This window comes from Streptomyces sp. BK022 (genome assembly GCF_004217355.1).
Classification (GTDB): Bacteria; Actinomycetota; Actinomycetes; order Streptomycetales; family Streptomycetaceae; genus Streptomyces; species Streptomyces griseoluteus.
Map to the genome: position 1 here is coordinate 464187 of NZ_SHKU01000003.1, position 19050 is coordinate 483236.

At 72.0% G+C, this 19050-nt stretch carries 21 protein-coding genes; 9 read left to right on the forward strand and 12 right to left on the reverse strand.

Going from position 1 to position 19050, the window contains the following annotated elements; genetic code table 11:
* The first annotated feature begins 2 nt into the window (after positions 1-2).
* Positions 3-1022, forward strand: coding sequence for a S66 peptidase family protein (locus tag EV284_RS13605; protein WP_130333690.1), 1020 nt, complete (start codon positions 3-5; stop codon positions 1020-1022).
* A gap of 2 nt (positions 1023-1024) precedes the next feature.
* Here the strand turns inward: EV284_RS13605 and EV284_RS13610 are convergent, their stop codons facing one another.
* Positions 1025-2440: an MFS transporter gene (locus EV284_RS13610; RefSeq protein WP_130333692.1), complete on the reverse strand. Its 1416-nt coding sequence runs from the start codon at positions 2438-2440 to the stop codon at positions 1025-1027.
* Positions 2441-2561: 121 nt separating this feature from the next.
* On the opposite strand from EV284_RS13610, the gene EV284_RS13615 reads away from it, so the two are divergent.
* Both EV284_RS13615 and EV284_RS13620 read left to right on the forward strand, forming a co-directional pair.
* Positions 2562-3419: a helix-turn-helix transcriptional regulator gene (locus EV284_RS13615; RefSeq protein ID WP_130333694.1), complete on the forward strand. Its 858-nt coding sequence runs from the start codon at positions 2562-2564 to the stop codon at positions 3417-3419.
* The gene (locus EV284_RS13620; RefSeq protein ID WP_130333696.1) at positions 3416-3766 is read left to right on the forward strand and encodes a cytidine deaminase; all 351 of its coding nucleotides are present in this window, start codon (positions 3416-3418) and stop codon (positions 3764-3766) included. Before EV284_RS13615 ends, EV284_RS13620 begins: the two co-directional genes overlap by 4 nt.
* Before the next feature lie 21 nt (positions 3767-3787).
* Here the strand turns inward: EV284_RS13620 and EV284_RS13625 are convergent, their stop codons facing one another.
* Entirely contained in the window at positions 3788-4126 is a 339-nt protein-coding gene (locus EV284_RS13625) for a P-II family nitrogen regulator (RefSeq protein ID WP_130333698.1), read from the reverse strand.
* The gene (locus EV284_RS13630) at positions 4123-5409 is read right to left on the reverse strand and encodes an ammonium transporter (protein ID WP_130333700.1); all 1287 of its coding nucleotides are present in this window, start codon (positions 5407-5409) and stop codon (positions 4123-4125) included. Before EV284_RS13630 ends, EV284_RS13625 begins: the two co-directional genes overlap by 4 nt.
* 180 nt (positions 5410-5589) lie before the next feature.
* Here EV284_RS13630 and era point away from each other — a divergent pair, with 180 nt between their 5' ends.
* A complete protein-coding gene (gene era, locus EV284_RS13635; RefSeq protein WP_130333702.1) occupies positions 5590-6543 on the forward strand; it encodes a GTPase Era in 954 nt (317 codons plus the stop codon).
* A 49-nt stretch (positions 6544-6592) separates the two neighbouring features.
* Here the strand turns inward: era and EV284_RS13640 are convergent, their stop codons facing one another.
* A complete protein-coding gene (locus tag EV284_RS13640; protein WP_130333704.1) occupies positions 6593-7519 on the reverse strand; it encodes an AraC family transcriptional regulator in 927 nt (308 codons plus the stop codon).
* A 147-nt stretch (positions 7520-7666) separates the two neighbouring features.
* Between EV284_RS13640 and EV284_RS13645 the strand changes: the two genes are divergently transcribed.
* Entirely contained in the window at positions 7667-8425 is a 759-nt protein-coding gene (locus EV284_RS13645; protein WP_130333706.1) for an SDR family oxidoreductase, read from the forward strand.
* Between the two features lie 161 nt (positions 8426-8586).
* Here EV284_RS13645 and EV284_RS13650 read toward each other — a convergent pair whose 3' ends face one another.
* Together EV284_RS13650 and EV284_RS13655 are read right to left on the reverse strand one after the other, a co-directional pair.
* Positions 8587-9915 (reverse strand): GH1 family beta-glucosidase, encoded by a 1329-nt coding sequence (locus tag EV284_RS13650; protein WP_130333708.1) that lies wholly within the window; start codon positions 9913-9915, stop codon positions 8587-8589.
* A 61-nt stretch (positions 9916-9976) separates the two neighbouring features.
* A complete protein-coding gene (locus EV284_RS13655; protein ID WP_130334704.1) occupies positions 9977-10840 on the reverse strand; it encodes a sigma-70 family RNA polymerase sigma factor in 864 nt (287 codons plus the stop codon).
* Positions 10841-10959: 119 nt separating this feature from the next.
* On the opposite strand from EV284_RS13655, the gene EV284_RS13660 reads away from it, so the two are divergent.
* Positions 10960-11721 (forward strand): NAD(P)H-binding protein, encoded by a 762-nt coding sequence (locus EV284_RS13660; protein WP_130333710.1) that lies wholly within the window; start codon positions 10960-10962, stop codon positions 11719-11721.
* A gap of 7 nt (positions 11722-11728) precedes the next feature.
* Here EV284_RS13660 and EV284_RS13665 read toward each other — a convergent pair whose 3' ends face one another.
* Both EV284_RS13665 and EV284_RS13670 read right to left on the reverse strand, forming a co-directional pair.
* Entirely contained in the window at positions 11729-11995 is a 267-nt protein-coding gene (locus EV284_RS13665) for a protealysin inhibitor emfourin (RefSeq protein WP_130333712.1), read from the reverse strand.
* Positions 11996-12018: 23 nt separating this feature from the next.
* Positions 12019-13089 (reverse strand): M4 family metallopeptidase, encoded by a 1071-nt coding sequence (locus EV284_RS13670; protein WP_130333714.1) that lies wholly within the window; start codon positions 13087-13089, stop codon positions 12019-12021.
* 326 nt (positions 13090-13415) lie between these two features.
* Between EV284_RS13670 and leuA the strand changes: the two genes are divergently transcribed.
* From leuA to EV284_RS13690, 3 genes are all read left to right on the forward strand, one after another.
* A complete protein-coding gene (gene leuA, locus EV284_RS13680) occupies positions 13416-15137 on the forward strand; it encodes a 2-isopropylmalate synthase (RefSeq protein WP_130333716.1) in 1722 nt (573 codons plus the stop codon).
* A 189-nt stretch (positions 15138-15326) separates the two neighbouring features.
* On the forward strand, positions 15327-15971 hold the full coding sequence (locus tag EV284_RS13685) for a TerB family tellurite resistance protein (protein WP_130333718.1): 645 nt from the start codon (positions 15327-15329) through the stop codon (positions 15969-15971).
* 83 nt (positions 15972-16054) lie between these two features.
* Positions 16055-17062: a questin oxidase family protein gene (locus EV284_RS13690; protein WP_130333720.1), complete on the forward strand. Its 1008-nt coding sequence runs from the start codon at positions 16055-16057 to the stop codon at positions 17060-17062.
* Here EV284_RS13690 and EV284_RS13695 read toward each other — a convergent pair.
* From EV284_RS13695 to EV284_RS13710, 4 genes are read right to left on the reverse strand one after another with little or no spacing between them, the layout of a single operon-like run.
* The gene (locus EV284_RS13695) at positions 17059-17295 is read right to left on the reverse strand and encodes a hypothetical protein (RefSeq protein WP_130333722.1); all 237 of its coding nucleotides are present in this window, start codon (positions 17293-17295) and stop codon (positions 17059-17061) included. The genes EV284_RS13690 and EV284_RS13695 overlap by 4 nt on opposite strands.
* Positions 17270-17830 (reverse strand): GNAT family N-acetyltransferase, encoded by a 561-nt coding sequence (locus EV284_RS13700; RefSeq protein WP_242625667.1) that lies wholly within the window; start codon positions 17828-17830, stop codon positions 17270-17272. The genes EV284_RS13695 and EV284_RS13700 overlap by 26 nt, the downstream gene beginning before the upstream one ends.
* The gene (locus EV284_RS13705; protein ID WP_130333724.1) at positions 17811-18008 is read right to left on the reverse strand and encodes a DUF397 domain-containing protein; all 198 of its coding nucleotides are present in this window, start codon (positions 18006-18008) and stop codon (positions 17811-17813) included. Before EV284_RS13705 ends, EV284_RS13700 begins: the two co-directional genes overlap by 20 nt.
* Positions 17990-18823 (reverse strand): helix-turn-helix transcriptional regulator, encoded by an 834-nt coding sequence (locus EV284_RS13710; RefSeq protein WP_130333726.1) that lies wholly within the window; start codon positions 18821-18823, stop codon positions 17990-17992. Before EV284_RS13710 ends, EV284_RS13705 begins: the two co-directional genes overlap by 19 nt.
* Between the last annotated feature and the right edge of the window lie 227 nt (positions 18824-19050).

Sequence of the window (19050 nt, forward strand, 5' to 3'; positions counted from 1 at the left end):
GCATGACCCCTCGCTACCCGCGCCCCCTGCGCCCCGGAGACCGTATCGGCGTGACCTCGCCCTCCAGCGGGGTCCCTGACGCCCTGCGCGGCCGGCTCGACGTGGCCGTGGCCGACCTGAGGGCGCGCGGGTACGAGGTGACGGTCGGCCGGTGCATGGACGGCTCCGGTCACGTGAGCGCCCCGGCCGCCGAGCGGGCCGCCGAACTCACCGCGATGCTCACCGACCCCGAGATCCGGGCCGTGGTGCCCCCGTGGGGCGGCGAGACCGGCATCGACCTGCTGCCGCTGCTGGACTTCGCCGAGATCGGCCGGGCCGAGCCGACCTGGGTCGTGGGCTACTCCGACGTCTCGGGCCTGCTCGCGCCGCTGACCCTGCGCTCCGGGCTGGCCACCGTGCACGGCAACAACCTCATGGACACCCCCTACGGGACGCCTGAGGGCCTGCTGTCCTGGCTGGACGTCGTGGCGGCGCCGCAGGGCGGCCCGTTCACCCAGACCCCGCCCGGCCGGTACCGCTCCGGCGGCTGGGACGACTTCGTCCGCCACCCCGGTGTCCGTGATCCGGGGCTGGACACCGAGGGCACCTGGACCCGGCTGGACGGCACCGGGGACGTGGACGTGAGTGGCCGGCTGATCGGCGGCTGCGTCGAGATCCTGGCCAACCTCGCCGGGACCCCGTACCTGGACACCGCCGGACTCGCGCCCGGTGAGCCGCTGTTGGTGTACGTGGAGGCCTGCGAGGACAGCGCGTTCAGCATCTGCCGGAACCTGCACGGGATGCGGCTCGCCGGGTTCTTCGACCGGGCCGCCGCGATCCTGGTCGGCCGCACCAAGGCCCCGGACAGCTCCACCCTGACCCAGCACGAGGCGGTGCTCGACGCGCTCGGCCCGCTGGGCGTGCCGATCGTCGCCGACGTGGAGTGCGGGCATGTCGCGCCGTATCTGCCGCTGGTCAACGGCGCGCGCGGCCGCGTGGAGCACACGGCCGCGCGCAGCGCGATCACCCAGACCCTGGACTGAGGTCACGCCCTTACGGGACGCAGCCCGAGGGTGATCAGGGCGGCCGCGCCGAGCACGATCAGCGCGGACAGCCCGATCACCGTGTGGACTCCGGCCAGCAGGTCGTCGCCGGTGGTGGCCAGCACGCCCAGCAGGGGCACCCCGAGCGTGAGGCTGACCTGCTGGGTGGAGGTCACCAGCCCGGTCGCCAGCCCCTGTTCACCGTCCGCCACACTCGAGGTGACGGTGAGGCCGTACGAGATGATCGCGCCCAGGTGGCACATGCTGGCCAGGGACACCGCGGTCACGGCCAGCCACACCGACCAGCCCCCGGCGCTCAGCGGCAGCAGGGCGGCGGTGAGGAGTCCCTGCCCGGCCAGCGAGCCGGCCAGCGTGCGGCGGGCGCCGAACCGGCCGATCACCCTCGGCGCCAGCACGCCCGCCACCGCCGACAGCACGCCCTGCACCCCGAAGACCAGCCCCGTCTCGAACGCCGACAGCCGCAGGACCTCCTGGAGGTACAGGGTCAGGGCGAACACCACGGCCGACATCATCGAGAAGGTGACCAGCCCGCCCAGGTTGCCCCACGCCACCGTGCGGCGGCGCAGCATCGGCAGCGAGACCAGCGGAGCGGCCGTACGGGACTCGATCACGCCGAACCCGGTCAGCAGCGCGAGCCCGGCCACCAGGGAGGTCAGTACGTCCGCCCGGCCGAAGCCCTGGGCGGCGGCGGTGGACAGGGCGTAGATCAGGGACAGCAGACCGGCGGTGACGGTGACGGCGCCGGGCACGTCCAGCCGGGGACGCTCGGGGGTACGGGACTCGGGCAGCAGGCCCGGCGCGAGCGGCAGCACGACCAGCGCGAACACGGCCAGCAGCGCCATCGTGGAGCGCCAGCCGAAGGCGTCGGTCAGCGCGCCGCCCGCGATCATGCCGGTGGTGAAGCCCAGCGACAGCAGCGTGCCGGAGATGCCGAGCGCGCGGTCGCGGGCCGGGCCCTCGGGGAAGGTGGTCGTCAGCAGTGACATTCCGGTCGGCACGATCGCCGCCGCGCCGAGCCCCTGGAGGGCGCGGCCGGTGAGGAAGGACGCCGGGTCCCAGGCCAGCGCCGCCAGCACCGAGGCGGCGCCGAACAGGGTGAGCCCGGCCAGGAACAGCCTGCGGCGGCCGAAGAGGTCGCCGACGCGGCCGAACAGCAGCAGGAAGCCGCCGGACGGCAGCGCGAAGGCGGTGACCGCCCACTGCAGCGCCGTACGGCTCATGCCGAGGCCGTCGCCCAGCTCGGGCAGCGCCACGTTCAGCACCGAGAAGTCGAGCGCGACCATGAACTGGGCCGCGCAGAGCACGAACAGGACGAGCCGGTCACGCGCCGAGAGCCGGACGGGGCCGACGGGCAGGGCGGTAGGGGGAGTTACGGGGACTGGGGTGTCGATCGCCATGGCAAAGAGCTTCCGACGGGCGGAAGAAACGTGGGGAGTCGGAACTTATGGTGGTGGTGGCACCACCAGACACGGCGGCGAGGGGGACGGGGACGTGGCTGCGACGGCGAGCGTGACGAGCATGCAGGGAAGGGAACGGCGCACCGAGCTGCGGGAGTTCCTGGTGTCCCGGCGGGCCCGGATCACCCCGCGGGAGGCCGGACTCCCGCTCGGCGGGGCCCGGCGCCGTACGCCGGGGCTGCGCCGCGAGGAGGTCGCGGTGCTGGCCGGGGTGAGCGCCTCCTGGTACCAGTGGCTGGAGCAGGGGCGGGACATCTCCGTCTCCCCGCAGGTGCTCGACGCGGTCTCGCGGGTGCTGCGGCTGAGCGACGCCGAGGTGCGGCACCTCTATGTGCTGGCCGGCCTCAACCCGCCCGCGCCCGAAGTCGTCGCGGAGCGGCGGGACATGTGCGACGGGCTGCGGAGGCTGATCGACACCTGGATGCCGTACCCCGCGCACATCATGGACCGCTACTACAACTGCGTGATGTACAACGCGGCGGCGACCGCGGTGTTCGGCATGGGGGAGGGGTCCACCCCCCGGAACTGCCTGGTCGACTTCTTCACCGACCCGCTGTTCCGCAGCCGCACGCTGAGCTGGGAGGCCAACGCGCGTACGGTCGTCGCGCAGTTCCGGGCCGCCTGCGCGGCGCACCCCGAGGACGAGGGGTTCCGGGCGGTGCTGGCCGAAGTGAGTGCCATGAGCCCGGAGTTCAACGCGCTGTGGGCCGAGCGGGACATCGAGGACCAGGGACAGATCCGCAAGGAGCTGATGCATCCCCGCGCCGGGCTGCTGGCCGTGGAGTCCACGGCCATGCGGGTACCGGCCCGGCCCGACCTGCTGATCGTGCTCCACACCCCGCTCCCCGAGGCGGACACCGCCGCGAAGCTGGAGTGGCTGGCGAACGGGTCCGACGGGGTTCGTATGCTCGGGGCATGAGCGAGAACGAGCTTGATCCCGAGGACCGCAAGATCGTGACCCTGGCCCGGTCGGTACGAGCGCGCAACGGCGTCCCGGAGGGTGCCGCCGTACGCGACTCCACGGGCCGCACATACGCGGCCGGCACGGTGTCCCTCCCCTCGCTCCAGCTCAGCGCGCTGCGTACGGCTGTCGCCATGGCGGTGGCATCCGGAGCGGAGTCCCTGGAGGCGGCGGCCGTCGTCAGCGCGGCGGAGGCTCTCCCGGCGGAGGACCTGGCCGCGGTCGCCGACCTCGGAGGCGCGGGCACACCGGTGCTGCTCGCCGGGGCCGACGGTGTCGTCAGGTCGACCGTCACCACCGGCTGACGCCGGCGGGACGGGGACCGGTCACAGCGCTTCCGGTCCCCGCTCGCCCGTCCTGACCCGCACCACCGTCTCCACCGGTACCGACCACACCTTGCCGTCCCCGATCCTGCCCGTCCTCGCGGCCTCCACGATGGCGTCGATCGCCTCCTCGGCCACCGTGTCCTCGACGACCAGTTCCAGGCGGACCTTGGGGACGAGGTCGACCACGTACTCCGCGCCCCGGTAGACCTCGGTGTGGCCGCGCTGGCGGCCGTAGCCGCTGGCCTCGGTGACGGTGAGGCCGTCGATGCCGAGGTCGCGGAGGGCGGACTTCACGTCGTCCAGACGGTGGGGCTTCACGACGGCGGTGATGAGCTTCATGCGGGGCTCTCGGCTTTCCGGACGGGGGCGCCATGGCCCAGGACCCCGTGATCGTAGGCCGTCTCGGCGTGCACCGTAAGGTCGAGGCCGGTGCGTTCCTCCTCCTCGCTCGCGCGCAGCCCGATCGTGCGGTCGAGCAGCCGGCCGAGCCCGTACGTGACCGTGAAGGCGTAGCCGGCGACCGCGAGGACCGCGACGAGCTGGCGCCCCAGCAGTCCGAGTCCGCCGCCGTACAGCAGCCCCTGCGCGCCGCCGGTCAGGGCCTTGTCCGCGAACAGGCCGATCAGCAGCGTGCCGATCACCCCGCCGACCAGGTGGACGCCGACGACGTCGAGGGAGTCGTCGTAGTCGAGCCTGAACTTCCAGCCCACCGCGTACGAGCAGACGACACCGGCGGCCAGGCCGACGGCCAGTGCGCCCAGCAGCGAGACCGTCCCGCAGGACGGGGTGATGGCGACCAGGCCCGCGACCGCGCCGGAGGCGGCGCCCAGGGTGGTGGGATGGCCGTCCCGCTTCTGCTCCACCAGCAGCCAGCCCAGCAGTCCGGTGCAGCCGGCGGCCATGGTGTTGAGGAAGGCGGCCGCGGCGAGCCCGTTCGCGCCGAGCGCGGAGCCCGCGTTGAAGCCGAACCAGCCGAACCACAGCAGCCCGGCACCGAGCATGACCATGGGAAGGCTGTGCGGCCGCATGGCGTCCTTCTTGAAGCCCAGCCGGGGCCCGAGCACCAGGCACAGCGCGAGCCCCGAGGCCCCGGACGTGATCTCGACCGGCAGACCGCCCGCGAAGTCCAGCGCCCCCAGCTTCTGCCCGATCCACCCGCCCGGCCCCCACACCCAGTGGGTGACCGGAACGTATACGAGCAGCGTCCACACCGGCACCAGCACCAGCCACGCCCCGAACCGGGTGCGATCCGCGACCGCGCCGCTGATCAGGGCGGCCGTGATGACGGCGAAGGTGAGCTGGAAGGTGGCGAAGAGCAGGGTGGGGACGCTGCCGTGCAGGCTCGCCGGGCTCACCCCGGCCATCCCGGCGTTGGCCAGCCCGCCGAGCAGACCGCCGCCGAGGTCGCCGGTGAAGGCGAGGGAGTAGCCGGCCACCAGCCAGACCACGGTGACCAGGGCTATGGACACGAAGCTCATCATCAGCATGTTGAGGACGCTCTTCGCGCGGACCATGCCGCCGTAGAACAGGGCCAGTCCCGGTGTCATCAGCAGCACCAGGGCGGTGGCGGCGAGCAGCCAGGCGGTGTCACCGGTGTCCGCGTGCGCGGCGGCGAGAGTCACGGGTGTCTCCAGTGATCCGGGGGAGCGGGCTCGTCAGAGGGTCACGGGTGCGCGTTTCCGGTCGCCTACAGGGGCGTTTCCAGCAGGTTTCGGCCCCCTCCGGAGCCTTGAGACGCTGGTCGCGGGGGTGTGGCGGACGCCCGTGCGGCACGGGCTCGCGGATCAGGGAGAATGGTCGGCATGAGCGTTCGTACCCAGTCATCCGAGCGGTCGGGCGAGAACGCCCACCGCGCAGGCTTCGCGTGTTTCGTGGGCCGTCCCAACGCGGGCAAGTCCACCCTCACGAACGCTCTGGTCGGGCAGAAGGTGGCCATCACCGCCGACCAGCCGCAGACCACCCGGCACACCGTGCGCGGCATCGTGCACCGGGACGACGCCCAGCTGATCCTGGTCGACACCCCCGGCCTCCACAAGCCGCGCACCCTGCTGGGCGAGCGGCTGAACGACGTGGTGCGCACCACCTGGGCCGAGGTCGACGTGATCGGCTTCTGCCTCCCGGCGAACGAGAAGATCGGTCCCGGCGACCGCTTCATCGCCAAGGAGCTGGCCGGGATCAAGAAGACCCCCAAGGTCGCCATCGTCACCAAGACCGACCTGGTCGACTCCAAGACCCTCGCCGAGCAGCTCATCGCCATCGACCAGCTCGGCAAGGAGCTGGGCTTCGAGTGGGCCGAGATCGTGCCGGTCTCCGCGACCGGGGGCAAGCAGGTGGGCCTGCTGGCCGACCTGATCGTGCCGCTGCTCCCCGAGGGCCCGCCGCTCTACCCCGAGGGCGACCTCACCGACGAGCCCGAGCAGGTCATGATCGCGGAGCTGATCCGCGAGGCCGCCCTGGAGGGTGTGCGCGACGAGCTGCCGCACTCCATCGCCGTGGTCGTCGAGGAGATGCTCCCGCGCGAGGACCGCCCGGCCGACAAGCCCCTGCTCGACATCCACGCCAACGTCTACATCGAGCGTCCCAGCCAGAAGGGGATCATCATCGGTCCCAAGGGCAAGCGGCTGAAGGACGTGGGCATCAAGTCCCGCAAGCAGATCGAGGCCCTGCTCGGCACGCCCGTCTTCCTCGACCTGCACGTGAAGGTCGCCAAGGACTGGCAGCGCGACCCCAAGCAGCTCCGCAAGCTCGGCTTCTGACGGGCGCTCCCCCCACCCGGCCGGGCGGCACACCGCTCCGGCCGCCCCCTCACGTCAGTACCCCCGCCGGGCTCCGCACCGCCTCCCGCAGGCGTGCCGCGTCCCGGCCCGGCGGGGCCCCGAACTGCCGGCGGTACTCCCGGCTGAACTGCGACGGATTGTCGTAACCCACCCGCCTGCCGACGCCTGTGACGTCACCGGGGCGGGTCGCGAGGAGCAGCCGCGCCTCCTGGAGCCGGATCTGCTTCTGGAACTGGATCGGGCTCATCGCCGTCACCGCCTGGAAGTTGCGGTAGAACGCCGAGACGCTCATCCCGGACAGCCGTGCCACGTCCGCCACCCGGAACGGCTCCGCGTAGTGCTCGCGAATCCAGCCGACCGCGCGTGAGACATGGCTGAGGCCGCTGTCGGGCAGGCCGAGCTGCCGGACCGTCGCGCCCTGCTCCCCCGTGATCAGCCGCCACAGGATCTCCCGCTTGACCAGCGGTGCCAGCACGGCCCGGTCGCGGGGCTCGTCCAGCAGCCGCAGCAGCCGCACGACCGCGTCCAGCAGCGCGGCCGGAGCGTCGCTCACGGCGATGCCCGACGGCGTGCCCTGCGAGCGGGGGAGATCCCCGGGGGCCGCCCGAAGCAGCAGTTCGGCGACGGCCGAGGGGTCCAGGGTGAGGCCGAAGCCGAGGGCCGGGTGCCCGGGGTCCGCGCGGGTGAAGTGGCCCGTCACCGGCAGGTCGACCGAAGCCACCAGATACTGCCCGGCGCCGTAGGTGAACACCCGGTCGCCCAGGGCCAGATGCTTGGCACCCTGCGCGATCACGGCCAGTACGGTCCCCGACATCGAGGGCTCCGGGGGATCGGGGCGGTCGACCCGTGAGATGAGCACGCCGTCGACGGCCGTGGTCCAGTCGGGCCGCACATGCCGCTCCAGCAGGGCACGCAGCTCCTCCAGCAGTGCTTCCGCTCGTGTCGCTTCCGGCATACCGCCATTGCAGCACCTGCGGCCCGCCCGGTTCCCGCGCACGCGAGAATCGTGCAGCCATGGAGGAGGATCGTTCTACGTTTCCGCAGCTCAGGGGCGCCTAATGGAAGGAGGAAGTCCATCAGCTCTCACCCCGGGAGGAACCCCATGCAGGTCGCCATCGTGACCGGAGCCAGCTCCGGCATCGGACGAGCCGCCGCCGTCGAGATCGCCGGGCGCGGTATCGGAGTCGTCCTCACCTACGGCCGCAACCGGCAGGGCGCGCTCGACACCGTGGCCGCCGTCGAGAAGGAGGGCGGCACGGCCGTCGCGCTGCCGCTGGACCTCGGCGCCTCCGGCACGTTCGACGCCTTCCGGGACACCGTGGCCGGCGTGCTGCGCGACACCTGGCAGCGGGACACGTTCGACCACCTGGTGAACAACGCCGGGCTCGCGCAGTCCGCGCTCATCGAGGACATGACCGAGGACACCTTCGACCTGCTGGCGCGGGTGCTGCTGAAGGGGCCGTACTTCCTGACGCAGAAGCTGCTGCCGCTGATGGCCGGCGGGGGTGCGATCGTCAACACGAGCAGCAGCTCCGCCACGGCCGCCTCCCCGGAGCCCGGCTATTCCGCCTACGCCGCCCTGAAGGGCGGCGTCGACGTCCTCACCCGGTACATGGCCAAGGAGTTCGCCCCGCGCGGCATCCGCGTCAACGCCGTCTCACCGGGCCCCACCCGCACCCGGCTCGGCGACGACGGCTTCACCCGCTTCCCCGAGGTCATCCCGGCACTCGCCGCGCGCACCGCGCTCGGCCGGGTCGGTGAGCCCGAGGACGTCGGCGCGCTGATCGCCACCCTGGTCTCCGACGAGAGCCGCTGGGTCACCGCCCAGAACATCGAAGTGTCGGGCGGCTACGGCCTCTAGGGGGTGTCTCCCTGATCTTCGTGGATCAGCCCGCGGCGTCTGGTGCGGTGCCTCGGCGTGCGGTCGAGTCGCCCTCGTACTGGACGTACTTGGGTGATTCGGCCGTGCGGCGAGGTGCCGTGCCAGGCGTCGCGGGCCCGCGAAGATCGGGGAGACACCCCCTAGGACACCCCCTGGCCCCGCTGCGCCCGCAGCAGGTCCCGGTACCAGTGGTACGACGCCTTCGGGGTCCGCCGCAGCGTGGCGAAGTCCACGTCCACCAGGCCGAAGCGGCGGGCGTAGCCCTCGGCCCACTCGAAGTTGTCCAGCAGCGACCAGACGAAGTAGCCGCGCACGTCGACCCCTTCGGCGAGCGCGGCATGGACCGCGCGGACATGTCCGTCCAGGTAGGCGACGCGGTCCTGGTCGTCCAGCCCCTCGTACGAGCAGCCGTTCTCGGTGATGACGAGGGGCGGGAGCCGGTCGCCGTAGCGGTCCCGGAGGCCGGTCAGCAGGCCGGTCAGCGCCTCGGGGACGACCGGCCAGCCGAAGTCCGTCACCGGGACACCCTCGAAATCGCGCAGCGAGAAGGGGAGTTCGGCGGGCAGCGGCACACCGCCGAACTCGGTGGGCGTCCGCTGGGGGGCACCCACGCGCGCCGGGGCGTAGTAGTTGATCCCGTACCAGTCCAGTGGTTCCGCGATGATCCGCAGGTCGTCCTCGGCCCCCTCGGGCATCAGCGCGGCCGTGCCGTCCGGGTATGCGCCCAGCAGGACGGGTTCGGCGAAGAGCCGGTTGAGGAGCAGGTCGTAGAAGGCGGCCGCCTCCACGTCCGCCGGATCGGCGGAGGCGGACTCCACCGGGGAGTGGGAGTTGGCGATGCCGATGTCCGTCGCCCCGGCCGCGCGCAGCGCCCGTACCGCCAGGCCGTGTGCGAGGAGCTGGTGGTGGGCGGCCGGGAGCGCGTCGAAGAGCAGGGCCTTGCCGGGGGCGTGGGTGCCCAGCGCGTGACCCAGCAGGGTGTGCTCGGCGGGCTCGTTGAGGGTGATCCAGCGCGGTACGCGGTCCCCGAGCCGGTCCGCGACACGGGAGACGTGGTCCGCGAACCGGTACGCGGTGTCCCGGTCCAGCCAGTCGAGCCCGGCCGGCAGATCCCAGTGGAACAGCGTCGGCACCGGCTGGACGCCCGCCTCGCACAGGGAGTCCACCAGCCGGTCGTAGAAGTCCGGCCCGCCGGGGGAGCCGACGCGCGGCCAGGAGACGGAGAAGCGGTACGCGTCCACGCCGAGGCCGGCCAGCAGGGCCACGTCCTCCGGGTAGCGGTGGTAGTGGTCGCAGGCCACGGCGGCCGTGGAGCCGTCCTTCACCCGGCCCGGCTCGGCCGTGAACACATCCCACACGGAGGGCTCGCGCAGGTCGGCGGCGCCCTCGATCTGGTGCGCGGAGGTCGACACCCCCCACAGGAAGCCGTCGGGGAAGCGGGGGAGAGGGCCGTGCGCGTCCGTCACCATGGGCCGGATCATCCGCACCCGGCCCCGCCGCGTCAACGCCCCCGCCGCGTCGACGCCCCCGTCAGTCCTTCAGCGGCGCGATGTCCAGCGCGGCCAGCCGCTCCCGGTCCGCGACGACCTCGATGCCGGAGATCCGGCCGTCCTCCGCGAAGGTGAAGGCGAGGACCAGGGCCAGACGGCCGTGCGGGGCCATGACCAGGCCGACCGCGCCGTCCAGCAGGGCGAGACCGGTGAACAGGGCCCGGCCGGTGGCCGCCATCGCGCCCCGCGCGACCGTGCCGGCACCCCGGGCGGTGATCGGCTCCGGGGTCGGCACCACGAACCGGTCGGCGTGCAGCACCACGTCCGGGTGGAGCAGACCCACCAGCGCGTCGAAGTCCCCGCCCCGCGTGGCCGCGAGGAACGCCTCCACCGCACGGCGCCGCCGCACCGGATCAGCCTGCGGCCGCGGCCCGTCACCCCCGACCCGGCGCCGGGCCCGGCTCGCCAACTGCCGCACGGCGGCCGGGGAACGCTCCAGCAGCGGGGCGATCTCGTCGAACGGCACCGCGAACAGGTCGTGCAGCACGAACGCCAGCCGCTCCGCGGGGGAGAGCCGGTCCAGCACCACGAGCAATGCCACCCCGACCGCGTCGGCCAGCACCGCCTCCTGCTCGGGGGCATCGCCGGTGACCGGGTCGGCGGGCCGGGACTCCAACGGGTCCTCGCGGCGACGGTCGCGGGTGCGCAGCAGGTTCAGACACACCCGCCCGGTGATCGTGGTCAGCCATCCGGCGATGTTGTCCACCCCGTCGGCACCCGCCCGGTCGGCCCGCAGCCAGGTCTCCTGCACGGCGTCGTCGGCCTCGCTCGCCGAGCCCAGCATCCGGTACGCCACCGCCCGCAGCCGCGCCCGGTGCCCCTCGAACATCTCCGCCGACCACATGGCGTCGCTCACCGGTGTCACATTCCTCTCGCGCGGGGTGTCACGGCAGTAGAACACCGAGAACCCGCCGAAGGGACCTGGACGTGTACGTTCCGGTTCCCGTGAAACTGGGAGCAGTCATGACCTCCAGCACCTCAACCGTCCTGGTCACCGGTGGCACCGGCACGCTCGGCCGCCAGGTCGTCCCGCTGCTGCGGGAGGCCGGCCGCGAGGTACGCGTCCTCAGCCGCACGGGCGGGGAAGGCCCGGACCAGGTGAGCGTCGACCTCCGCACCGGCACCGGACTCGACGCCGGCCTGGACGGCATCGGCACCGTGCTCCACCTCGCGGGCGGCCCCAAGGGCGACGACATCGCCACCCGCAACCTGGTCCGCGCGGCGCGGGCGGCCGGGGTCCGGCACCTCGTGTACATCTCCGTCATCGGCGCCGACCTGGTACCGCTCGCCTGGCTCCGGTCGAAGCTGGCCGCCGAGCAGGCCATCACGGAGTCCGGGCTGCCGTGGACGACGCTGCGGGCGGCCCAGTTCCATGAACTCACCCTGAAGATGGTCCAGTCGATGGCCAAGCTGCCCGTGTTCCCGGTGCCGGGCGGACTGCGACTCCAGCCGGCCGACTCCCGCGACGTGGCCGCCCGCCTCACCGACCTCACCCTCGGCACCCCGGCCGGACTCGTCCCCGACCTCGCCGGACCCCGGGTGTACGGCCTCGGCGAGCTGGGCCGGGGCTACCTCCAGGCGCGCGGCAAGCGCCGCCCGATGCTGCCGGTCCGCATCCCCGGCAAGGCGGGCCGTGCCTACCGTGCGGGCGACAACCTGACGCTCACCGGCGCGGACACCGGCAAGCGCACCTGGGAGGAGTTCCTCGGCGAACAGCTCGCGTAGCGGCTGCCTAGGCACCCTCCTTCAGCACGCGCGACACCAGCTCCCGCTGGGCCTCGGTCAGCCGGGGGTCGGCCGCGTGGACGGTGTGGCCGTCCACCGTGATCTCGTAGTGGAAGCCGTCCGGGACACCCGGTACCGGGGTGCCCGGCGCGGCGGCCAGGGCCTGGTCGGCCAGGGTGCGCCACTCCGCCGCGTCGGCCCGCCCCGAGGTGTCCACCTCCGCCTGCCGCTCGATGCCCGCGAAGCCGCCCGTACGCCGTACTTGGATACGCATGGCCCCAGTGTCCGGCACGGCGGCTACAGCGTCTCCACCCCCACTTCCTCCCACGCCTTCTCCACCGCCTGGAGTTCGGCGCCCGCGCCGAACCGCTCGCGGGCGGCCTTCACGGTCAGCGTGGCGAAGTCGGCGAACTGGGCGTCCTCCTTGAGCTTGCCGCCGGTCAGCACGTCGTACCAGATCTGGCCGGTCTTCTCCCAGGCGTAGCCGCCGATCGCGGTGGCCGCGATGTAGAAGGCGTGGTTGGGGATGCCGGAGTTGATGTGGACGCCGCCGTTGTCCCGGCCGGTGTGCACGTAGTGCTGCATGTCGGCGGGCTGGGGGTCCTTGCCGAGCACGTCGTCGTCGTACGCGGTGCCCGGTGCCTTCATCGAGCGAAGGGCCTGGCCCTGGACGCGCGGGGCGAGCAGGCCGGCGCCGATCAGCCAGTCCGCGTCGGCGGCGGTCTGGCGGAGCGTGTACTGCTTGATCAGCGAGCCGAACACGTCGGACAGCGACTCGTTGAGCGCGCCGGACTGGCCGAAGTAGGCGAGGTTGGCGGTGTACTGCGTGACCCCGTGGGTGAGTTCGTGGCCGATGACGTCGACCGGGATGGTGAAGTCGAGGAAGATCTCCCCGTCCCCGTCGCCGAACACCATCTGCTCGCCGTTCCAGAAGGCGTTGTCGTAGTCCTTGTCGAAGTGGACCGTGGCGTTGAGCGGGAGGCCCTGGCCGTCGATGGAGCGGCGGCCGTACACCTTCAGATACAGCTCGAAGGTGGCGCCCAGGCCCGCGTAGGCCCGGTTGACCGTGGCGTCCGAGCCCGGCTCGGAGCCCTCGGTGCGGACCTTCCTGCCGGGGAGGTGCTGCTTGTGCCCGGCGTCGAAGATGGTGCGGTCCGGCTGGTCCCCGTCGGCGGGCGCGGCGGCGGCAGCGGCCTGCCCGCCGATCACGGTGGTCAGCCGGCGGCGGGTGCGCTCCAGGGCGTCCCGCTCCAGGGAGCGGCGGGCCGGGCCGGACAGCGCCGGGTCGGAGTCGCGCGCGAGCTTGTCGAGGAGGTGCGGCGGCACGATCGTGCAGAAGACGGGCTCAGGGCCCCCGTTGGTCGTCATACCAATAAATGGTCGCACCGAGCGATATCAAAGTCACTAGCTGTAACCGTGATTGATGAAATACGGTGATATCTCTCGTCACTCCCCGTCACCGAGTGGTATGGACCCTCATCAAGGGCCCACGTCACCCGTACCGGTTCCGCATGCTGATACGCCCCCGCGCGCCCGGCGGGCCTCGGCTAGGCTGCACAGCATCATGCGTTTCGGGCTGCTTCTCCTTAGCTGCCGCGGCGAGGGCCTGTAAGCAAGGCCGACCCCCTCCCCGCGGTGCTTTTGGCGTTGCGTCGTCGGCCGTCCCAAGGACTTTCCGAGGAGCCCACGCGATCATGGCGAACCGCCAGCAGCCCAGCCCCATGCCGTTCCAGCGCTACGGCCAGTACGAGCAGGTCGACATCCCGGACCGCACCTGGCCCGGCAAGCGCGTCACCGCGGCCCCCCGCTGGCTCTCCACCGACCTGCGCGACGGCAACCAGGCACTGATCGACCCGATGTCGCCCGAGCGCAAGCGCCGGATGTTCGACCAGCTGGTGAAGATGGGCTACAAGGAGATCGAGGTCGGCTTCCCCGCCTCCGGCCAGACCGACTTCGACTTCGTGCGCTCCATCATCGAGGAAGAGGGCGCGATCCCCGAGGACGTGACGATCTCCGTCCTGACCCAGGCCCGCGAGGACCTGATCGAGCGGACCGTGGAGTCCCTGAAGGGCGCCCGCCGGGCCACCGTCCACCTGTACAACGCCACCGCCCCCGTCTTCCGCCGGGTGGTCTTCCGGGGCTCCAAGGAGGACATCAAGCAGATCGCGGTCGACGGCACCCGCCTGGTCGTGGAGTACGCGGAGAAGCTGCTGGGCCCGGAGACCGAGTTCGGGTACCAGTACAGCCCGGAGATCTTCACCGACACCGAGCTGGACTTCGCGCTGGAGGTCTGCGAGGCGGTGATGGACGTCTACCAGCCCGGTCCGGGCCGCGAGATCATCCTCAACCTGCCCGCCACCGTGGAGCGTTCGACCCCGTCCACGCACGCCGACCGGTTCGAGTGGATGCACCGCAACCTCTCCCGCCGCGAGCACGTCGTCCTGTCCGTGCACCCGCACAACGACCGGGGTACCGCCGTGGCCGCCGCCGAGCTGGCGCTGATGGCCGGCGCCGACCGCGTCGAGGGCTGCCTGTTCGGCCAGGGCGAGCGCACCGGCAACGTCGACCTGGTCACCCTGGGCATGAACCTGTTCTCGCAGGGCGTCGACCCGCAGATCGACTTCTCCGACATCGACGAGATCCGTCGCACGTGGGAGTACTGCAACCAGATGGAGGTCCACCCGCGCCACCCGTACGTGGGCGACCTGGTCTACACGTCCTTCTCCGGCTCCCACCAGGACGCCATCAAGAAGGGCTTCGACGCGATGGAGGCCGACGCGGCCGCGCGGGGTGTCGGCGTGGGCGAGCTGGAGTGGGCGGTGCCGTACCTGCCCATCGACCCCAAGGACGTCGGCCGCTCCTACGAGGCCGTGATCCGGGTCAACTCGCAGTCCGGCAAGGGCGGTGTGTCGTACGTCCTGAAGAACGACCACAAGCTGGACCTGCCGCGCCGGATGCAGATCGAGTTCTCGAAGATCATCCAGGCCAAGACGGACGCCGAGGGCGGCGAGATCACCCCGCGCGACATCTGGGCCGCCTTCCAGGACGAGTACCTGCCGAACCCGGAGAACCCCTGGGGCCGCATCCAGGTCCGTACCGGCCAGTCGACCACCGACACGGACGGCGTGGACACGCTGACCGTGGAGGCGACGGTGGACGGCGAGGACACCGTGCTGACCGGTACCGGCAACGGCCCGATCTCGGCGTTCTTCGACGCGCTGCAGTCGGTCGGCGTGGACGTACGCCTGCTGGACTACCAGGAGCACACGATGAGCGAGGGCGCGTCCGCGCAGGCCGCCTCCTACATCGAGTGCGCGGTCGGCGACAAGGTGCTGTGGGGCATCGGCATCGACGCGAACACGACACGTGCGTCGCTGAAGGCGGTCGTCTCCGCGGTGAACCGCGCGACCCGCTGACCCCGCCCCACCCGGTGCTTCGGTGCCCCGGCCGCTGTATACGGCGGCCGGGGCACCGTCGTCTTCCGGCCAGGGAACGCCGCAGGTCACGGGCCGGTCTCGTCCGGGGTGCTGACTCGGGCTCCGTGATGTGGCTAACATCACGCCCACGCGGCGATGTTGCCGCGTGGTTACGTGCGGAGGTGCGACGTGCTGCCAGTACGGGGACGAGACGGCCGAGCCACCGGGTTCGTCCGGCACATCCTGGGCTCCCGCACCGCCTGGACACCTGAGGGCGACGGGGAGTTCTTCTGCCCCGGCTGCGGCGGCGACCGCAACTACCAGCGCCTCACCGGCCGCACCCGTCTCACCGTGCTCGGGGTGCCCGTGCTGGCGCGCGGGACGACCGGGCCGGTCGTGGAGTGCGCCTCCTGCCTGCACCGCTTCGGCGTCGAGACGCTGGACCACCCCACCACCCGCCGCCTCTCCGTCCTGCTCCGCGACGCGGTCCACGCGCTGGCCGTCTCCGTGCTGGCCGCCGGAGGCACCGGGTCGCGGGCCGCGCTGGAGGCGGCGGCCGGGACGGTCCGCGCGGCGGGCTGCGAGGAGGACGCGGCGGAACGCCTCGCCCTGACCATCGACGGCGGCGACCCGCGCGTCCCCCTGACCGCCCTCGCCCCCCACCTGGCCGCGCCGGGCCGCGAGTCCCTCCTCCTGGACGCCGCCCTCGTCGCCCTCGCCGACGGCCCGTACACCCCCGCCGAACACACCGCCCTCACCCTGGCCGGCGAGGCCCTCCTGCTCCCCGCCGAGGTCGTCGAACGGGTTCTTACGGCGGCCCGCATGCCGTCCTGAGCAGGGGGCGCGACCGGCCTAGGTCCCGGCCTAGGACTTCCGGCCGTTACGCCGCCCGCACACCCCGCCCTACTGTCCTCGGCATGGATGAGACCGGGGTTCTGGACGAGGCGTTGGAACGGCTGCACCGGGCCGGACCGGAGCGGATGGGCAGGCTGACCAACCACGCGCCCATGGCCGTGGAGGCACTGGTCGCGCGGGGGCAGGGGGCGGGCGTGCACCGGTGGGTGGGCCTGTACACCCGCAAGCTGGAGGAGTTCCCGGCCGGGGTGGAGCGGGTGACCCGGTCCAACTGGGCCGCCGCGCTGGGGGATTCGCGCAGGATCGCCGACTGGATCGGGTACTTCCAGGGGGAGGTGGGGGAGCGGGGGTGGCGTGAGGTACTGGCGGAGTGGTGGCCCAGGCTGCTGCCCGGCATGTACGGGGGGTCCGCGCATCCGGTGATCCGGGTGGGGCATGCGGTACGGACGCTACTCGCGGGGGAGACCGGGCCGCGGGTGAACGAGCTCGCGCACGGGCTGGGTTACTGGGCCGCTCGGCACCGGCCCGTCACCGGGCTCACCCCGCTGGCCGGTGCGGACAGCGCCGCCGCCGCGTTGGACGCGGTACGGCCCATCGCCGTACGGGACGGTGGCTTTCCCGCCCGCTTGGACCGCGTCACCGCTCTGCCGGTCTGGGCGGCGGAGGTGACGGACCCGGCCGAGGCGCACCGCCGCCTCACCGAACTGGTGCGGGCCGCCACCCACCGCTACGCCACGCACGCCCACGGCGAGCCGACGATGCTGGTGCACGCGGCGACGGCGCCCAACGCGGTGCTGCGTACGCTGCCCGCGCTCCCCGGAGACCTGTGGGTTCCGAGCATGTGCGCAGCGTGGACGGCCTCGGCCGCGGTCACGGCCATGTACGCGCCCGACGAGCCGGCCCCTTACGCCCCGCCGAGCGCCCTCGCCCCCGAGGAACTCTCCGAGCGGGCCTTCGCCCACGGCGACGAGCACGTCATCAAACTGACGGACACGGCGCTGGACGTGGGCGACGAACGTGCTTTCGCGGCGGCGCTGCGGGCGCTTGAGCTGAGCGAGCCACTGGTCTAGCGCGTGGGCGTCGACCGCTTGCGCCGCGCCGTCCGGTTCGCCGCGAGGAGCAAGGCGAACAGGAGGCAGAGGCCGAGGGAGGAGCCGACGCGGCCCGCTCCGTCACCCCCCAGGACCCGCGTGACCAGTACGGCCAAGTTCAGGACCAGCAGCGACAGGAACACCCAGAAGGCCCATTGAGATCCGGGCTTCGCCCAGGCCGGCTCTTCACGGGACTTGGGTCGTGGTGTCATTTTCCCTCCCTGAGCCCCCAATGCCCCCGGCACTGCCCGCGCACTCCCAGCGGACCTCTCCGTCCTGGCGTTCCGGGGTGGGCGCGAGGCCCGCCGCCCTCGCCACGGCCGCCGAGGCGTGGTGGCCGGGGTGGATGTGCGCGGTGATGCTCCGCACCGGGTACGCGGTGAGCCACGCGACCAGCGCCACGGCCGCCTCCTTGGCGATGCCCCGCCCCTGCCACGGGGTGCCCACCACCCACGCGATCTCGGCGGTGCCGTTCGCCGCGCCGAGCGTCGCCTGGACGGTGCCGGCCAGGCGGGAGTCCTCACGCAGCAGGATGACCCAGTTCAGCCAGGTGACCTCCGGGTCGGGCGACCCGGCGACGAGTCGGCGGTACCGTGCGGCGAGCGCGTCCGGGGTGTACGGGGTCCCGCCGGTGAAGTGGTGCAGGGCGGGGTCGGCCAGTACCCCGGCCATCTCTTCGGCGTGCTCGACCCGCAGGGGGAGCAGGTCGAGCCGTGCGGTGCGGATGTCAGTGCCGGATGGTGTCAAGGAAGCTGGCCCAGGCGGAGGCACTGAGGAGGAGTACGGGGCTGTCCTGGACCTTGCTGTCCCGCACGGGGACGGCGCCGGGGACTCCGTCGGCGACCTCGACGCACGATTCGCCGCCGCTGCCGCCGCTGTAGCTGCTCTTACGCCAGAGGGCGTTGGTCAGGTCGTACCCGCGCATCGTGTGTAGTCCTCCGCCGCCGATTCGATCATGGCTAGGGACGCCTCTGGGGACAGAGCCGCAGCCCGAAGAAGATCGTAATCCCGCCGAACTCGCTTCACTACTGCCGGATCATCCAGCAGGTTGCCCGACAGCACGCCCTCTGTATAGATGGTCGGCGGTGCGTCGTCGAACTCCTTCAGCACCATCATCTTGCCCATCTGGGGGTGCGGTCCAGCAGCGAAGGGCAGTACCTGCACCAGGACTTGGCGGGCGCGCGCTCCGTTCACGATGTGTCCCAACTGCTGCGCCATTACCGTGCCCGAGCCGACTGGAGTGCGCAGCACGTTCTCATGCAGCACAGCCCAGTACACGGGCCTCGTGACGTCCTTGAGGATCTCGGCGCGGTCCATCCGCAGCCGGACCATTTCGGTGATCCATTCCTCCGTGGCGAGCGGGTTGCTCGCCAAGTAGATGGCGGTCGCGTACTCGGGTGTCTGAAGCAACCCCGGTACGACAGCGGGTGCCCACTCGCAGATGCTCGTCGCCAGTCGCTCCAGTTCCGCCGCGTGAGCGAAGTACTCCGCATACCTCGGATCATCGATCAGCTTCCTGCACAGCCGCTCGAAAATACCGTCGGTTTGCAGTACTTGGTCGATCCGCTGGGCCACGTCCAGTTGCGGCTTCCTGATCGCCTGCTCGAACTGGCCGATGTAGCCGCCGGAGACGAAGACCTTCGTCCCCAGCTCCGTCTGGGTGAGGCCCGCTTCCTCGCGGCGCCGCTTCAGTTCGGTGCCGAAGAACTCCCAGACCGCCTGACGTGAACCGTTGGCCACTGCCAACCCCCTTGTGCTGCCACGCGCTTGTAGGGCTCAGACCCCTTCCGAGTCTAGTTGTGGAGCGTCACCGTGAGGACACGAAGCGTGAAGGACGTGACGGAAGGGAAGTGATGCGGACAGTGAACACACAGGATTCAGCGGACCGGGTCGAGGAAGCGGAGCGAACCCTCGAGGAGTTGCGGACCGCATTGGAGAAGGTCGGGATCAAGTTGCCTTCGCTCGGG

Bases quoted from the DNA above. Each gene is read 5' to 3' on its own strand.
- era (WP_130333702.1), top strand. From the start codon at position 5,590: ATGAGCGTTCGTACCCAGTCATCCGAGCGGTCGGGCGAGAACGCCCAC.
- EV284_RS13705 (WP_130333724.1), bottom strand. From the start codon at position 18,008: ATGCGCGGGTACGACCTGACCAACGCCCTCTGGCGTAAGAGCAGCTAC.
- EV284_RS13640 (WP_130333704.1), bottom strand. From the start codon at position 7,519: ATGCCGGAAGCGACACGAGCGGAAGCACTGCTGGAGGAGCTGCGTGCC.
- EV284_RS13610 (WP_130333692.1), bottom strand. From the start codon at position 2,440: ATGGCGATCGACACCCCAGTCCCCGTAACTCCCCCTACCGCCCTGCCC.
- EV284_RS13670 (WP_130333714.1), bottom strand. From the start codon at position 13,089: ATGACGACCAACGGGGGCCCTGAGCCCGTCTTCTGCACGATCGTGCCG.
- EV284_RS13615 (WP_130333694.1), top strand. From the start codon at position 2,562: ATGCAGGGAAGGGAACGGCGCACCGAGCTGCGGGAGTTCCTGGTGTCC.
- EV284_RS13655 (WP_130334704.1), bottom strand. From the start codon at position 10,840: ATGTGGTCGGCGGAGATGTTCGAGGGGCACCGGGCGCGGCTGCGGGCG.
- EV284_RS13605 (WP_130333690.1), top strand. From the start codon at position 3: ATGACCCCTCGCTACCCGCGCCCCCTGCGCCCCGGAGACCGTATCGGC.
- EV284_RS13695 (WP_130333722.1), bottom strand. From the start codon at position 17,295: ATGACACCACGACCCAAGTCCCGTGAAGAGCCGGCCTGGGCGAAGCCC.
- leuA (WP_130333716.1), top strand. From the start codon at position 13,416: ATGGCGAACCGCCAGCAGCCCAGCCCCATGCCGTTCCAGCGCTACGGC.
- EV284_RS13650 (WP_130333708.1), bottom strand. From the start codon at position 9,915: ATGGTGACGGACGCGCACGGCCCTCTCCCCCGCTTCCCCGACGGCTTC.
- EV284_RS13665 (WP_130333712.1), bottom strand. From the start codon at position 11,995: ATGCGTATCCAAGTACGGCGTACGGGCGGCTTCGCGGGCATCGAGCGG.
- EV284_RS13645 (WP_130333706.1), top strand. From the start codon at position 7,667: ATGCAGGTCGCCATCGTGACCGGAGCCAGCTCCGGCATCGGACGAGCC.
- EV284_RS13690 (WP_130333720.1), top strand. From the start codon at position 16,055: ATGGATGAGACCGGGGTTCTGGACGAGGCGTTGGAACGGCTGCACCGG.
- EV284_RS13660 (WP_130333710.1), top strand. From the start codon at position 10,960: ATGACCTCCAGCACCTCAACCGTCCTGGTCACCGGTGGCACCGGCACG.
- EV284_RS13620 (WP_130333696.1), top strand. From the start codon at position 3,416: ATGAGCGAGAACGAGCTTGATCCCGAGGACCGCAAGATCGTGACCCTG.
- EV284_RS13625 (WP_130333698.1), bottom strand. From the start codon at position 4,126: ATGAAGCTCATCACCGCCGTCGTGAAGCCCCACCGTCTGGACGACGTG.